The organism is Shewanella sp. BJSY2023SW005, assembly GCF_047314585.1.
GTDB lineage: Bacteria > Pseudomonadota > Gammaproteobacteria > Enterobacterales > Shewanellaceae > Shewanella > Shewanella algae.
Genome location: NZ_JBKORJ010000010.1, coordinates 39,742 through 54,404 on the forward strand (window position 1 = coordinate 39,742; position 14,663 = coordinate 54,404).

The 14,663-nt window shown below is 53.4% G+C and carries 11 protein-coding genes and 1 CRISPR repeat array (1 of these 12 running past the window's edge); all 11 genes read right to left on the reverse strand.

All coding sequences use genetic code 11. The features are described from left to right. A CRISPR array of direct repeats spans positions 1 to 1,854; the repeat unit is 29 nt; unit sequence CGGTTTATCCCCGTGGGTGCGGGGAACAC (it extends 495 nt beyond the left edge of the window). Between the two features lie 96 nt (positions 1,855 to 1,950). Then, entirely contained in the window at positions 1,951 to 2,241 is a 291-nt protein-coding gene (gene cas2e / locus ACMHXI_RS01265; RefSeq protein WP_039034047.1) for a type I-E CRISPR-associated endoribonuclease Cas2e, read from the reverse strand. Between the two features lie 2 nt (positions 2,242 to 2,243). Then, positions 2,244 to 3,161: a type I-E CRISPR-associated endonuclease Cas1e gene (cas1e, locus tag ACMHXI_RS01270; RefSeq protein ID WP_101054639.1), complete on the reverse strand. Its 918-nt coding sequence runs from the start codon at positions 3,159 to 3,161 to the stop codon at positions 2,244 to 2,246. Positions 3,162 to 3,180: 19 nt separating this feature from the next. Beyond that, entirely contained in the window at positions 3,181 to 4,062 is an 882-nt protein-coding gene (cas6e, locus tag ACMHXI_RS01275; RefSeq protein WP_413733805.1) for a type I-E CRISPR-associated protein Cas6/Cse3/CasE, read from the reverse strand. Further along, positions 4,062 to 4,793, reverse strand: coding sequence for a type I-E CRISPR-associated protein Cas5/CasD (cas5e, locus tag ACMHXI_RS01280; protein ID WP_101054633.1), 732 nt, complete (start codon positions 4,791 to 4,793; stop codon positions 4,062 to 4,064). The genes cas6e and cas5e overlap by 1 nt, the downstream gene beginning before the upstream one ends. A 10-nt stretch (positions 4,794 to 4,803) precedes the next feature. Continuing rightward, a complete protein-coding gene (gene cas7e / locus ACMHXI_RS01285) occupies positions 4,804 to 5,883 on the reverse strand; it encodes a type I-E CRISPR-associated protein Cas7/Cse4/CasC (RefSeq protein WP_187575259.1) in 1,080 nt (359 codons plus the stop codon). 35 nt (positions 5,884 to 5,918) lie between these two features. Continuing rightward, entirely contained in the window at positions 5,919 to 6,446 is a 528-nt protein-coding gene (casB, locus tag ACMHXI_RS01290) for a type I-E CRISPR-associated protein Cse2/CasB (RefSeq protein ID WP_037467993.1), read from the reverse strand. Next, positions 6,446 to 8,032 carry a type I-E CRISPR-associated protein Cse1/CasA gene (gene casA, locus ACMHXI_RS01295; RefSeq protein WP_109247147.1) on the reverse strand — a complete coding sequence of 529 codons (1,587 nt, stop codon included), beginning with the start codon at positions 8,030 to 8,032 and terminating at the stop codon, positions 6,446 to 6,448. The genes casB and casA overlap by 1 nt, the downstream gene beginning before the upstream one ends. Beyond that, on the reverse strand, positions 8,029 to 10,728 hold the full coding sequence (gene cas3 / locus ACMHXI_RS01300; protein WP_208143209.1) for a CRISPR-associated helicase Cas3': 2,700 nt from the start codon (positions 10,726 to 10,728) through the stop codon (positions 8,029 to 8,031). The genes casA and cas3 overlap by 4 nt, the downstream gene beginning before the upstream one ends. A gap of 116 nt (positions 10,729 to 10,844) precedes the next feature. Beyond that, on the reverse strand, positions 10,845 to 11,681 hold the full coding sequence (locus ACMHXI_RS01305) for a WYL domain-containing protein (RefSeq protein WP_208125181.1): 837 nt from the start codon (positions 11,679 to 11,681) through the stop codon (positions 10,845 to 10,847). A 214-nt stretch (positions 11,682 to 11,895) separates the two neighbouring features. Next, positions 11,896 to 12,780 carry an insulinase family protein gene (locus ACMHXI_RS01310; RefSeq protein WP_413733809.1) on the reverse strand — a complete coding sequence of 295 codons (885 nt, stop codon included), beginning with the start codon at positions 12,778 to 12,780 and terminating at the stop codon, positions 11,896 to 11,898. Between the two features lie 26 nt (positions 12,781 to 12,806). Beyond that, the gene (locus ACMHXI_RS01315) at positions 12,807 to 14,663 is read right to left on the reverse strand and encodes a M16 family metallopeptidase (protein ID WP_413733810.1); all 1,857 of its coding nucleotides are present in this window, start codon (positions 14,661 to 14,663) and stop codon (positions 12,807 to 12,809) included.

Consider the following 14,663-nt stretch of genomic DNA (forward strand, 5'->3'; position numbering starts at 1 on the left):
TCCCCGTAGGTGCGGGGAACTCGGCAGCGAGTCGTCAATGTCGATGTGGATAAACGGTTTATCCCCGTAGGTGCGGGGAACTCAGTATGGCGTGTTCATGGATAGAGCTGAGGCGCGGTTTATCCCCGTGGGTGCGGGGAACTCAGCTGCATGTTACCTACCACGGTATCGAAAAACGGTTTATCCCCGTGGGTGCGGGGAACTCGAGTGTCTGCACTCACCCGAAAAGCCAATGAGCGGTTTATCCCCGTGGGTGCGGGGAACTCTGCAGGCCATTTATTAGGTGGAACATATGAATCGGTTTATCCCCGTGGGTGCGGGGAACTCATCACATTGTCGGCCGAGTTGGTGAGGCGCAGCGGTTTATCCCCGTGGGTGCGGGGAACTCATCGCCTAGCTTGGCGTTGTAGTCCACCATGGCGGTTTATCCCCGTGGGTGCGGGGAACTCTTCAGCCAGGGCGCTGGCATGGTGGATAGCGGCGGTTTATCCCCGTGGGTGCGGGGAACTCCATTCAATCAACGTGCTACCTAAAACGTAAACCGGTTTATCCCCGTGGGTGCGGGGAACACCTGTATGCCGTTATTGCGCAGGGCAAACACGGCGGTTTATCCCCGTGGGTGCGGGGAACACTCACAAGACCCTCGCTTTAATCCTACCAGGGGCGGTTTATCCCCGTGGGTGCGGGGAACACATTTTGGATGAATAAAAGCCGGAGAAGCAGCACGGTTTATCCCCGTGGGTACGGGGAACACGCCAGAAAATACTGAGTCTCCGGAGGTATAGCGCGGTTTATCCCCGTGGGTGCGGGGAACACCACTTGAAATAACCGAGAGGACAAGTAGGAAACGGTTTATCCCCGTGGGTGCGGGGAACACCTTAGTCAGGATTTCATAGCCCACTGTATACGCGGTTTATCCCCGTGGGTGCGGGGAACACCTGAATGGATAGCGGAACTCTACACCACCGGCCGGTTTATCCCCGTGGGTGCGGGGAACACAACAGGCGCGCTAAACTGACTGAACCAATCTGCGGTTTATCCCCGTGGGTGCGGGGAACACGGCTGGATTGTTACCTGGTTTGATTTGATACGCGGTTTATCCCCGTGGGTGCGGGGAACACTTCCGTATTGTACTCGGTGCGTTGGGTGGTGTCGGTTTATCCCCGTGGGTGCGGGGAACACCCACCCCGAAAAGTGTCACTGAATATATGAGTCGGTTTATCCCCGTGGGTGCGGGGAACACCTCTTTGCCTGTTATCGAATACTGTTTATCTCCGGTTTATCCCCGTGGGTGCGGGGAACACAACAGCAAAAAAACACCCCATAAAAATACTAACGGTTTATCCCCGTGGGTGCGGGGAACACTCTAACCAGGCAAGCATATTGCTATCATTTCACGGTTTATCCCCGTGGGTGCGGGGAACACCTGCACGGTTAGTTGATGCCTGGAGGCCCGTTCGGTTTATCCCCGTGGGTGCGGGGAACACGTCATATCTGATGGCCGTCTCTCGTGCGCTCTCGGTTTATCCCCGTGGGTGCGGGGAACACCGCTTTAATGCGTTGACCAATCAATTCTTTATCGGTTTATCCCCGTGGGTGCGGGGAACTCGCGAGTCGAATCATAGCAAGCAAACGATTTTTGCGGTTTATCCCCGTGGGTGCGGGGAACTCCCTGTGAGCTTTCAGCGGTGTCAGTTGTACCACGGTTTATCCCCGTGGGTGCGGGGAACTCATAGACAATCTCCTCGTCTGTTCTCTACATACCGGTTTATCCCCGTGGGTGCGGGGAACTCCAGATTGGCAGCGGAAACTGGGTCAACATTTCCGGTTTATCCCCGTGGGTGCGGGGAACTCTTGGTAAATACTATTGTTTTTTAAGCGATTTTTCACTTAAAAATATTCACCAACTTTTTAGGCTATTATTCCAAGTTGTTAAAGAGCAATATTTTGTTATTTTTCAGTTGGATAAAATGAGACCAGTCGCAGACCATCCAAATCCACCGGCATACGACGATTCTCACCCAAGGTTTGAAATTCAAATCCTGATTCTGTATTGGTGGCCCAGGCCATCACCACATTGCCTTCCTCTGCCAATTCACTGATTTGATACCAAATCATTTCCCTCACCTTGCGGGAGGTGTCTCCCACATAAACCCCGGCACGCACCTCCAGTAACCAGATGGCCAAACGACCACGTAAGCGAGGCGGTACATTTTCGGTCACCACAACCAACAGACTCATAGTTACTGGCTCCTGTGTCCTTGTTCTCCCAACGGTTTCGGCTCTGGTATAGCAATGGGCTGGGCATCCTTTGGAGTTGGAGGCGGCTCAATTTCACCGGCTGCCAGTACCTCCTCGATAAGGGGGATCAAACGGTTAAGCACCTTATCGTTACGAAAAATTTCCCGGCAGGCGATGCGCACCTGCCGCTCTGGCTCGCGCGGATTTTGCTTGGCAATGGCAAAGGCTTTAGGCACTACGCTGTCAAACTTGATGATATCGGCTATGTCGTAAACAAATGAAAGTGGTTTACCACTGTGAATAAATCCGATTGCCGGTGCATATCCAGCCGCCAAAATCGCGGCCTCGGTAATACCATACAGGCAGGAGGTTGCTGCACTGATACATTGATTGACCTTATCACCGCGGTTCCAGTCTTTAGGATCATAACGGCGGCCGTGCCAAGGTACACCATACTGTTGCGCCAGCATTTTATAGGTAGCCTTTACCCGCCCGCCCTCAATACCGCGCAACTGTTCCACTGAGCGGCGGCTGGGTGCCGGTTCGCCAAAACGCAGTTCAAACATCTTGCGTACCACTTTTAAACGTAACTCTTCATCCAGGGCCAATTTGGCCTGATAAAGCAGCTTATCGGAACGCGCTCCTCCGGGTTGGCCACTGGCGTATAGCCTGACACCGGCTTCGCCCACCCACACCAACAGAGTGCCTACCGCAGCAGCAAGCTTAGCAGCCGCATGAGAAACGCGGGTGCCCGGCTCCAGCATGATGCAAGCCACTGAGCCCACTGGGATATGGGTACGAATGCCGTTTTTATCCACCAGCACAAAAGCACCATCAATTACATCAATCTGCCCATATTGCAAAAAGATCATCGAGACTCTGTCTTTCATGGGGATGGGCTGCAGTGGAATAAACGGCATAACGTCTCCTTGTTATGAGTTATGAGATGACAGGTTTAATTAACATAAGCCCACATCCAAAGCCCTTGGCGGGGCCTATGCCTTGCGCCAGCAATTGCAAGAATTGTTGTGGCTCGTGCACAATTAACTCGCCTTGCAGATCAACACTGCGAAATTGCGCTTGCTTACCTTTTTCAGGAATAGGATGCGCCTGATAGGCTTGCCATTGAAACTGGCTAGCTTCAACCAGCTCATCGCTTTGTTCATCTTCCACCGGGTAGGACACCAGCGACATAATGCCTTGGCGGGACGGATTATCCGTAAGCCAATGCTGCAGACGGACTGAGACAGCCTCTTGCAGCGCCAGCGTCAGCAACGACTCGCAGGCCAAACCTCTCACTGCGGCAAAGTAACGAGTTTGGCTCAAATAGCTCAAGAGCCAATCATTTAACTGTGGTCGTATGGCTGCTGGTTTTAGCTGTTGCAACAACGCCCCTTTACTCGCCGCAGGTGTTAAGCCCAGTTCCTTGGCGATACGCTGATAAAAAGCAATTTGCTCATCCATCACCAAGTCGTGCCGTTTGCCTTTTTGGGTCACCACGGGATTGGCCCGCAGCCGAAAAGCCAAGCGCGTGCCCTCTACCAAAGTAGGTGCAAAGGGTTTGCTCACCACTGAAAAGAGTGGTGAGTCCAGTTTAGGTTGGGTTTGCGACAGGATAAAAAACAGCGGCCCATCTTCCAACGCCATATCTGGGCTATTTTGCTGCTTGGCGAGTTCCGTCCGATACAGAAAATCCCGTTGGGATTGCTCAAAGAGATCCCAAAGCAACTGGTGATAACCATAGCTGTTGCCAGCCAATACCTTCACCAACTGCGAATTATGTAAAATATCCGGACGGAAAGTCACTTTAGATAAGAACATCAGCTCTCCTCCGATAGATGTAGGTGATACACGCAGCGCGGTTCAAACTGCCAGCGTTGACGACAGCGCAACTGATCGTGCAATACCAATTGCATCACTTGAGACTCCCAGTCGCCCTCGGCGGCATAGTCCTGCAGCTTACCTTCCCAAAAGTAATCTCTAGCGTGAGTGTCACGAGGCAAATTCAATGCAACCAGGGGCTGATACTGACGAAATGCGTCGGCAAAACCCTTTGCTTGAATGAGCTGAGGCTCCATAGGCGCCGCAAGCACACAGGCTTTACGCCCAAGATAAGGCACAAATACCGGCCGAGTAATGGCATCCATCAGTTGTTGCAGGCTATAGGGTGCATTGTCATTAGCTTTGAGTGCCACTAACGCACAGGCATCGGTACGATATTCCCTTGTTGAAAGCACTGTGCCCAGCCTGTCTCTCCCCAAGATTAACTCGTCGCGGCGGGTTCGATATTGAAACTTCCCCACCTTATCCGGTGCCTGCACTGTATGATAATCCCGCAACAGCTGACCAGCCTGCACCTCTGTCGCCAGTTGGTAACCACGATTCAGGGCTAAGTGTTGCGCTTCCTGCTCCCGCTTGAGCCCCAATGTTGCAGCCACCAACCCCATTATTGCCGCCTTGGTTGGGCCATAGTGGCTGTGACGGGATTCGCCGATGGCAATATCCCCCCAACTGGCCATTGGCCCATAGAGGCGCATGACTAAATATTCCATGCCGCCTCCGTTACTTATCTGCCCCGGCAACAAATGCGAGCAACTCGGCGAATGTGCCCTGTTCGGCATTCACATTCAGCTCGTAGCGCTTGGCGGCACAGGCTCCATAGGCTTTGTCAAACAGTTGATATTGGGTTTGAATGCGTGAAGTGGCCTCTTCGAGATAGTCAGCATCTTTCCACCCCCTTATCTCTATGGGCTTGAGAAAGGCACTGGCTAAAGATCTCGGCTGCTGCTCGCCGATTTCGGTTAACACATAGCTGGCGTAGCTCTGCTGGGCAAAGCTGTTTTGTTTACCGGAAGGAGCCACTTTTACGGCAGCTTCTATCAATGCCGCCACCGCCTTATCAGCAAGCGCAGCATCACCGCCAAGGTTGTCGGCCAGCTGTTCACGATTAATGCAGATATAGCTGTAAAACAATCCAGCGGCAAAACCGGTTTCACCTATATGGGATGAACCCGAATCTTCGCGGCCATCGTTGAGGTCGTCCACCGCGGTGAAGTAATCATCTTCAATCACCACAGGGTGAACGCTTAAGGCATGGGCCACCTGACAAGCGGCTTCAATATTAAACTCGGGTTTAGACGCCAACATGCGGCCAAACATAGCGATATCCACAGCACTGGTATTATGACGCAGCAATGCCAGTTCTTCTTTGAGCGGCGCACGTTGCTCGGCAATCAAAGTTTCCACCAAGGCATCTATCGCTGCCAACTCGTCACCGCTGACATGCACCAGCTGTTCAATTTCCAGTTCTATCAATGGCTTGTCTTTATTGGCCTTTTTCAATTTGCCAAACACTTCGGCAATAGCGCAGCTCCATTCGATAGCACTTTTTTCTTTCACGCCAGCAGCCAGCAACTTATCAAAAACCTTGGCGCCCAGCATTTTGGTGCGAACCCCAAGATGCCCCGCCAGGGCACTCTGGAATAACTCTGAGGTACGCCAGTGGCGCTTCAAACTCTGGGACGACACTCGTAAACGCTCGACCCCACCCATTTTGGCGGTCTTGGGTCTGCCTTGGTCATCACGATTTAAGTTAGCGGGTGGATAGCTGGTCAACATGTGTACCTGAATAAAACGACTCATCATTTTTTCCTTAAAATTCACCATAAAATTGAAGGTTAAGCGGCGTAATAATCCCGCGCCCATTTAACGGCCAAACGATTAACCGGGTTACGTTCAGGCCCCTGATAAAACTCCCTATACCACTGCAAAATATCCGCTGTCAGCGACAATAAATTCACCTTGCCATCGAGCAGACGAACAGCGCGCAGCAAGCGCCGATAAAACTCCTCGGGAGTACGGCTTTTCAGCAACTGTTTGAAGCGCATTTCACTCATAAGCGGGCGTTCTTCGTGGCCTTTCAGTTGGCGGGCAAAACTGCGGCCAACGTCATCTGTTTTAACCCAAGGCAGAATGGCAGCAACCAGAGCACTCGCCATCAGCTGTTGCTCTGTGCGCCAGGAGGCCGGTACTCGTTGCAAAAAGTGGGCGAAAGCCTCTGTCATCAACACTTCTTCCGGTTTATCGACTCGGCGCAATTGCGCCCGCATGCCACGTTGTTCATCGAGAGAGGTATGCCAGCGCCTAAGCGCCGTGCCATCCGCCCCTTGTAACCCATGTTCCTGCAACCCATAGTTTTCGCTCATCAGACGGCCTCCTTGGTTGTGGATTTGCTCGGTTTAATGACTTTAATTTGCTTATTGGTATTAAAACTTTTAAAGAGGGATGCCCTCGCCTGCATAACCCGTTTCAGGTCGAGATCTTCCGGGGTGGCATTCAAGGTAAATTGATCAAACACCCTTGCCAGCGTGCGCTGCAGCTGTTGATGCCAGACATGAAAAATCTCGGAGCGTTGAAGACTTTGCCCCTGAACCGCAACGAGGCAATCATTCAACAAGTTGTAAAAGTGAGCGGATGTGCTGTGATAAAACTCGGCATCGATAAAGCTAATGTCACCGGATACATCCTGGGGACGCCGATACCAGGCTTGCTTAACATGATGACGTAACAGCTTGGCAGATTCGCGGGCAGCATTGACCAGGTATTGCACCAACTCCTGCATCTGAGTGGTGTGCTCGCTCGCCAACTGCAATACCGGCATCGTCTGTTCGTACCAACAGCGGGCTTTCATGTTGTCCATATCATAGCCAAAGCACCACAGTTGCAGTTGCTGCTTGCTACTCAGGGCATAGGTTTTGTGTTCATAGAAGTCCTGCACCACTTTGGCTGCCTGATCGCCGTTGTCACTGTCGGCCAGCGTCAGCCCCAGCCAGTGGCGATAACCCAAGCCCCCTTTTTGCCCCTTTAATGATAAGGGGATTTTTTCCTTCTTGGGGTCGACTCGATAGGGCGTCAATGGATGCATCCAAGCCCCATCATAGTTCACCCCATAGTTACGGGTGATAAACTGAGTGACACCAATCTGGCTATTCTGGCCACAAAGATCGCACTGGCAGGCCATCTCGGTTGGTCGCAGGCGAATACGACGCGGCATGCCCCAATACATTTGCAAGGCGTGCACGTCCTGCGGAAAAGTCGCCGTGCCGCCCTTGTCCGAAAGCCGGGTTGGCCCCAACCAAGGGAAAATATCGGCGGATAACGGCTCAAGCGGCGGCTTAAACCCGGTTGAAGTATCCAGCACATTCAACCATAGCTTTTGCCACAGACTCGATGGCCCAACCGGACGCAGCAGCGTAGTCAATGGCCCGCCGCCCCGCAACCCAACCCTATGGCCAACCCCGCCGGAAGGGGCATTGGTTTGCAGGGTAAACAATGCCTGGGCCGCACAGGCAGGACAAAGCTGCTTGATTAGGCCGCCTTTAACAAAGAAGTCGAGATTGTCTTTAATGGTTTTACCGCCCGGAGCCTCGATTAACAGCCCGGCAATCTCCTTCGCTTCGCCTTCTGCCAGACCCAAGTCCTGCAAGAAGGCCGCTTGAGCGGTTTCACTGAAAAGCTCAAACGCCGGCGCCAGCTGACTAAAACGAGCCTTTAACTGCTCAGCATCCGGCGCACCTTCGTACCTATCACTCCAGTCTTCCGCATCTTGCGGGGCCACCACTGTCTGCAGCAAACCAATCAAGAATTGATAGAGTGCGCCTTGAAAATCTGGCCGCACTGCGGCGAGTTCCACCACGGGATTATCCGTTTCGGCTAGCTGCCAAGGTGCAATTTGGCAGGTTGAGCCATCGGCCCGAATCGCCGGGATCCAGGCGTCATTGATTAGATTCATATAGCTTCTCCTTTTTGCCCCACCCAGCCCAGCTTGGCGGAATAAAATGTTTGCCACTGCTGAGCCAGCGGGAACAACTGATGCCACTTCAAGGCCGGGGTTGCGGCCTGCAGGGCTTGCAGTTGCGCCTTAATATCAGCCGAGAGGGCCGCATCGGCTTCGACCCATTGCTTTTCTCTCAGGGTTAATTGACTAAGATCCCAAGCAAATTCATGCTCTTGAGCATACGGTTGCCATTGGCCCTGCTCATCTTTGCCCACTAATACCACTGATAGGGTCTTATCGCTGAGGCGGGTGGGCACATTGAGCTCTTCCCCCCAACCTGTCTCGTTACTCGACTGACTGTACCCTTGCTCTATGTTCAACAAGTTGGCATTGGCAATGCTGATGGCAGCCTTATGCTCCCCCAAGGCTTGATAACTACTGTCGAGTAAGGCTTCTGGAGCATCGAGAGGGGTATCCATGTCATAGGCGGTCTCAATCAAGTCACGGGCATCTTCAGGCATGCAATAAGCCGGTTTGCCAAACAGCAAATAAGCAGAACGCCACAACAAAGCCAAATCTTGGTATACGGCGCGACTGCCGCTGCGCTTGGGCAGCCAATCCGCTTCGGCATCCAGAGTCGGCTCCGGGCTGACCACGTAGAGGCAAGGTGTACCACGCCGATCAGCAGAGGCATCTGTAATGGGGTCGCCATTGGCAAGGCGACGATGCCGATGTAAGCGCCCGGCTCGCTGCAGCATTAAATCGATTGGAGCCAGGTCGGATATCATCAGATCAAAATCCAGATCCAGGCTCTGCTCAACCACCTGAGTGGCGATTAACACTCGTCCGGCTCGAGTCGCCGCATTGCTTTCCTTGCCAAAGGCGGCGAGTACTTGCTGTTCAATCCTTTGCCTGTCCACCATGGCAAAGCGACTATGAAATAAAGTCAGCCGTTCCGCGTCAAAGCCGCAGTTGTGCAACATTTCATAAGCCGCGCGGGCTTCATCTACGGTATTACGCACCCAGCAGACACACTCTTGCCTGGCACAACTTTGTTTTATCAGTGTCAATGCCTGCTGATCATCTGCCAACCTGGAGACATTCACGGTGCGGCACACTTGGGCACGAGTAGCCAAGGGGTATTCATGGCAGGAAACGGCTGGAAACTGGGTCGCAAGAGGATAGTCACTGCACGTTAACTCCAGAGACGGTTGCGCCAAACCTTCGGCATAAGCCTTGAGCAAGGTGGTTTTCATCGCCTGGGGCAAGGTTGCCGATAATAAGATTGCGCTGCCCCCCTGGCTGGCATGCAGTTTTAGGAGTCTTGCCAGCAAGGTTTGCATATAGGCATCGTAAGCATGGACTTCATCCACCAACAACACCTTGCCGGACAGTCCCAGTAAACGCAGTGACTGATGACGGGCGGGTAAGACACTCATCAATGCTTGATCCAGCGTGCCCACCCCAACATTGGCCAACAAGGCCTTCTTGCGGCTATCGGCCAACCACTGGTTGCAATAGGCCGATGCCGAGAGTTCCTGGTTTTGGTAACTGAGGTCCTTGGGCTGTTCCGGTAACATAACCGATTGACGAAACAGGCTCGATAGGTGACGGGCCCCATGGGACAGCACCAGCGAAGGGCGACTATCGGGATTAAACAACGCCTGATAGCAAGCCGCCAACCTTTGATACAAGGCATTGGCAGTCGCCATAGTCGGTAAACCAACGTACAAGCCAGATGCCAAACCTTGGGTCAACATTCTGTGTACCAAGGTGAGCGCAGCTTCTGTCTTACCGGCACCGGTGACATCTTCCAGGATGAACAGCTGCGGGGAATCACTGAGCGCTTGGTCGACAGCATATTGCTGCAAGGGAGTGGGAGTTTGAATAAAGGGGAACAGTTGCTGAATCGAATTGAATGGATTGGCAGCCAGGGGCGCTAACTGCGCCTGTGCTATTGCTTCAGCAGCCTGCTTTCGGGCCTGTTGGTAATAGTCACTCAGGGAGATAACACGACTCTGATAAGGAAAGAAATGCTGATTTGACCCCTGCCAGTCTGCCAAAACGGCCAGTCCCGCCAATTGCCAGGAACACTGCTGCAACCGAGCGCGCAATCCCTTATCAAACAGCAGCCCGACCTCGTCCGGAGTAAGCCAAAAGGCCAGCATCTCTTTTACAAAACTAGCGGCGGCGGCAATATCATCTGTGCTAAAAAACTGCGGCAGTGATTTAGGCCGCGCTTTCGGTGGCTGTCCATGGTGACCCATCACTATCTGCAACCAACAGCTGAATGTAGTGCTAATAGCTACTTTTCGCGCCGGGAGTTCGGCTTGATTGGCAAATGCCTCAATAATGTCATCAGCGCCTCTTACCAACCAAAAGCCCAAGGAATCATGCCGCTCTGTATACTGATAATCGAATAGCGACTCGGTTAACTGTTCAGACAGATGGGGAACCAGGTTTTGAAAAGCCCGGGCGAATTTACCGAGATCATGAATACTAAGTAAAAAAGCAAACAAGCGTTGTAACTGTTGCTGAGATATTTGCAACTGCTTTGCGAGGCGTTTGCCAAAGTCATATTTTTCAGACATCAGGCACCAACCACAAGCGGCTACATCCAAGGCGTGATAAGCCAACAAATGGTACTCATCTCCGGAGCGATCGACACCTTTTTGTGCCTTGCCCCAATAACGGTAATAGTATTCTGTCATGCCATTCGTGTCCGTTCCCTACTCTTGGGCTTAGCTTTGACTAAACCCAACACACTGACAATCCTGTAAATTCTTACAGGTTAACTGAGTTTACCTTGGCTCAAACCATGCCGGTCCTAGCTATTGAATAACCACTGCTTGATGTCATTTCGGTTTACCAGCACCAACTGCTGAGCCTCAGGAGTGCCATCCAGATACTTGGTATTGACCTGCATCTCCCTGAGCAGGTAATCCACCAAGGCTGCCCGGCACTGAATAATGAGTTGTCCCCCTTCCATCTGATAATCCTTGGCCAGCACTTGTTGTTGCTGTGCTGTCAGGCGGGGATCCGGAGCCAGAATTACCGCCAGCATGGTCTGCCAGGCAGAGTCTTCTTTTACAGTTTGATGGGCGATGCCCTCCACAACAGGAATTCCCCGAAAGCGGCTCAGAACAAGATCGCGGAAAGCCGCTGACTTTTCGCAGTAGCCCCGAACATGGTAGCGGCTGCCGGCTTTGACTAAGGTGTGAGGGGTAAAAATTCGGCCTTCATCTTCGGGATTGGACAGAGAGACATATTCCACCTCAAGCCTGAGGTTTTGCTCGATGGCATTAATCAAACCGGCGAGGACATGGCGGCAAATGTTGCGTTCCGGCAATGCCATTCGGGTGGCACAGGAGCCATTCAAGGGGCGGGGCTGAGCAAAGTAACCTGTCTCGTACCAGAGGAAAAAATCATCTAGGGAAGCAGATGAGTAGCTGAGACTGGCGTGCTCCGCAAACCCGAAGCAGGCCTTATCAAGCTTTATCAGGGCGCCGGGGTGCAGTTCCCGATATTTGGCCAAATCTTTGTGGGCTTGCTGACGGGTAATGGTAAATTGGTGTTCTATATCTTTATTGCGGACTCTCCCTTTCCAAAAGGCCAACATCTCGAGAAAAGCAAATCGCTCTATCGGCAACTTACAATTGCTCACCTTCCCCTCCATGGACATTTAGCTGTCGTCACCTGAACATAAATTCAGTCTGCCATAGCCCCATGTCAACGAGTAGACCTGATGGCGAAATATTCGACACACCTCATACATATAATTCGACAACAGGTAGCCATGACAAATAGCCACAAGATATTGTTTAGTAAAAACAAGACGGCCGACTGGCCGTCTTGTTAGATACCTCGGCTCTTGGGTATTAAACCTCTGCCGGCTCCAACATAAAGATCTTCTTATGCTGTCCCAAGAGTTGTTGCAGCAACTGATTGGTCTGTTCCAGCGTCAGCTTATTCAGCGTGTTATCAGTCTCGGCCAGCTCCTGAAGTCGCCCTTCATCGGCCATGGTCTGTGCCAGAGCGGCGCTCCAAAAGGCGGCGCTTTGGCGCTGTTGACGCTGCAACACGGCCAGGGTTTGTTTGGCCTGTTTGAACTCGGCCACACTCATGCCTTCGCGCACCAGATGCTGCACTACGGCATCGGCGTCTGCGGCCAGCGCCTCGGCCCGCTCAGGTGCCGCGGTGAAGTTGAGCCGTCCCAGATAATAAGCTGCCGGGTCACGCGCCAATAGCTGCGACATCTGGATCACATAGACACCGGAAGCCTCGATGCGCAGTTTCTGCCGCAGCCTTTGGTTCAGCACCTGTTCTATCAGTTGCATCGCCATACTGTTTGCCGCACTCCACTTCGCATCCTGGCTGTATTGGATCTGCACCATGGTTTTCGGGCTGCGGCTCCAGGGGTAACGGCGCTCCATGGACTCGGCCTTGGGGCGAATGTTGCGATCAGCCCAGCTCTGCGCCATTTTGCCATCCTGTTTGGCAAGATGACCGAGCCAGAGGTTGGCCTGCTCGCCCAATTGCTTGAGCGGCAGATTGCCGCTGATGCTCAGCACCATGGCGCCCGGATCACCCAGCAGTTGCCTATCTAATTGCTCAAGCCTTGCCAGCTCTGATGCAGGTTCACTGCCCTGCATCAAGAGCAGCTCTCCGTTCTCGAATGCGGCTTGTGTGATGGCGTCCATAAAGCGCCGCTCGGCGGGCATATGATTCCGCTGTTGCTGAATGGCCTCAAGCTGCCTGCTCAAGGCCTCCTGGCAATACTTTGGCTGAGTCAAACGCAGGGCAAATAGCTTGAGCAGCGGCGCCAGGGTATCGGCGGATGCTTGACCACGCAGGCCATGATGCAGCAGGAGGATGGCAGGTAAAGCGCTTGGCTGACATAGCCCTTGGTGTTGTGGTTCTCCAGAGAGCGGCCACCGGGAAGGCGTAGATCCAGCTGAATGTTATCGGTCAGCATAGGATCGCTGTGCAGCAGCAAGGTCAGGCCATTGGCCAGTTGCCAGCGCTCGCTGCGAACCTTGGGCAAGGCGCCAAGCGCCGGCAGTGATGCTCTATCCACGACCTTATTCATCGCAGGCGGCGTTAAGTCCAGTATCAGTTGCCTGGGTTTGAGCGCAAAGGCGCCAGGCGTGCTCGCCAGCCCCTGTTGCCAGGCGGTCAGCAGGCTATTTTTATTGAGCTTTTCGGCGTCTGTGTCCGGCCCTATGAGGGCAATTTTGACCTCGGCCTGTTGCAGCAAAGACTGTACCGCCGCCTGCAGATGCTCGGGCGTGACCTCGGCGAGGAAGGTCTGGGTCATCTGCCACTCTTGCTGTTTGTTCAGCATAGGCATTTGAAAACTGACGGCATTGGTCAATTGCTCGAGCAGATAACCGCTGTCATAGCGCGACTCGCTCAGCGCCTGCTGTTGCAAGCGCGCCAGCAAGGGCGCCTTGACGGCATCCAGCTCGGCTTGGCTCACCCCTTGGCTCGCCAAACGTTTAAGCTCGGTGGCAAAGCGCTGCAACGCTGTGCCATAGTCGGCATCGAGCGGGTGCAGAATCGCCAGATGCTGAATTCGCGAGGGCGACAACACCGCACTCTGATCGCCGAGCTGCGCCTTGGCAAACAGCTGTTCATCCACCATCAGGCCAAGCCGACGGTTCAGTACCGCCTGCCAGAGCCTGTCGAGCAGATCCCGCCATTGACCGTTGACACTATTGAGCGGCGCGGGCAAGGGCTGTTGCAGCATGAGTTGGATAAAACGCTGCGATTGCTCGGGATCCAACACAGTTTGCAGTTGCACCTCGGCAGCAGAGGAATCGAAACGGCCCCAGTCGGCGGAGACTTTGCTGTCGCCCTTCGCCATAGGCCCGAAGAAGTGCTCGATATGCTGCCGAGCGTCTTCGACATCGAACTCACCGGCCATCATCAGCACCATATTCTGCGGTTGATACCAGTCCTGATAATACTGCTTGGCCAGGGTCACAGGCGCATTGCGGATCACCTCTGGCAGACCTATGGGATTACGCTCGGCCAGTTCGCTGCCTTGATAACGCAGTTGCTCCAGGGCGCTGTTGATCCTCTGCCCTAGCCCCTGACACAGACGCCACTCTTCGATGATCACTTCCCGCTCGCGCTCAAACGCCTGGGGATCGAATGTCAGCTTATGACCCCACTGGGATAAGATTTTCAGCCCCAATGCCACTTGCTGCTCATCGGCGGCGGGTAAAGACAACTTATAGACGGTGGAAGCAAAGCTGGTGACCGCATTGACATGGCTGCCAAGGCTGATCCCCTGCTGCTCCAATTGTTTAAAGCTTTGCTGATCCGCAAACGCCTCTGTGCCCTTGAACGCCATGTGTTCAACGAAATGGGCCAAGCCCTGCTGGGCGTCGGTTTCCTGCAGCGAGCCGGCTTTGACCAGCAGCCTGAGTTCCACATTTTGCCGCGGATCTTTCCTGGGCAGCAGCATCACCTGCAAACCGTTTTCCAAGGTATAAGTTTGCAGATCCGGCCTCAGTGGCAAGCTGCCCTCGGCGAGTGGTTGCTGTGACGTTGAATGTTGTTGTGACTCTGGTTTCGGCTCAGTAGTGCTTTGGCAAGCCAGCAGCAACCCGGCCAGCAAACATACTATCAAGGGTTTCAT

Excerpts from the sequence above, each read along its gene's own strand:
- cas3 (WP_208143209.1), bottom strand. The coding sequence starts at position 10,728 with ATGACAGAATACTATTACCGTTATTGGGGCAAGGCACAAAAAGGTGTC.
- ACMHXI_RS01315 (WP_413733810.1), bottom strand. The coding sequence starts at position 14,663 with ATGAAACCCTTGATAGTATGTTTGCTGGCCGGGTTGCTGCTGGCTTGC.
- cas5e (WP_101054633.1), bottom strand. The coding sequence starts at position 4,793 with ATGGAATATTTAGTCATGCGCCTCTATGGGCCAATGGCCAGTTGGGGG.
- cas6e (WP_413733805.1), bottom strand. The coding sequence starts at position 4,062 with ATGTTCTTATCTAAAGTGACTTTCCGTCCGGATATTTTACATAATTCG.
- casB (WP_037467993.1), bottom strand. The coding sequence starts at position 6,446 with ATGAGCGAAAACTATGGGTTGCAGGAACATGGGTTACAAGGGGCGGAT.
- cas2e (WP_039034047.1), bottom strand. The coding sequence starts at position 2,241 with ATGAGTCTGTTGGTTGTGGTGACCGAAAATGTACCGCCTCGCTTACGT.
- cas7e (WP_187575259.1), bottom strand. The coding sequence starts at position 5,883 with ATGAGTCGTTTTATTCAGGTACACATGTTGACCAGCTATCCACCCGCT.
- cas1e (WP_101054639.1), bottom strand. The coding sequence starts at position 3,161 with ATGCCGTTTATTCCACTGCAGCCCATCCCCATGAAAGACAGAGTCTCG.
- casA (WP_109247147.1), bottom strand. The coding sequence starts at position 8,032 with ATGAATCTAATCAATGACGCCTGGATCCCGGCGATTCGGGCCGATGGC.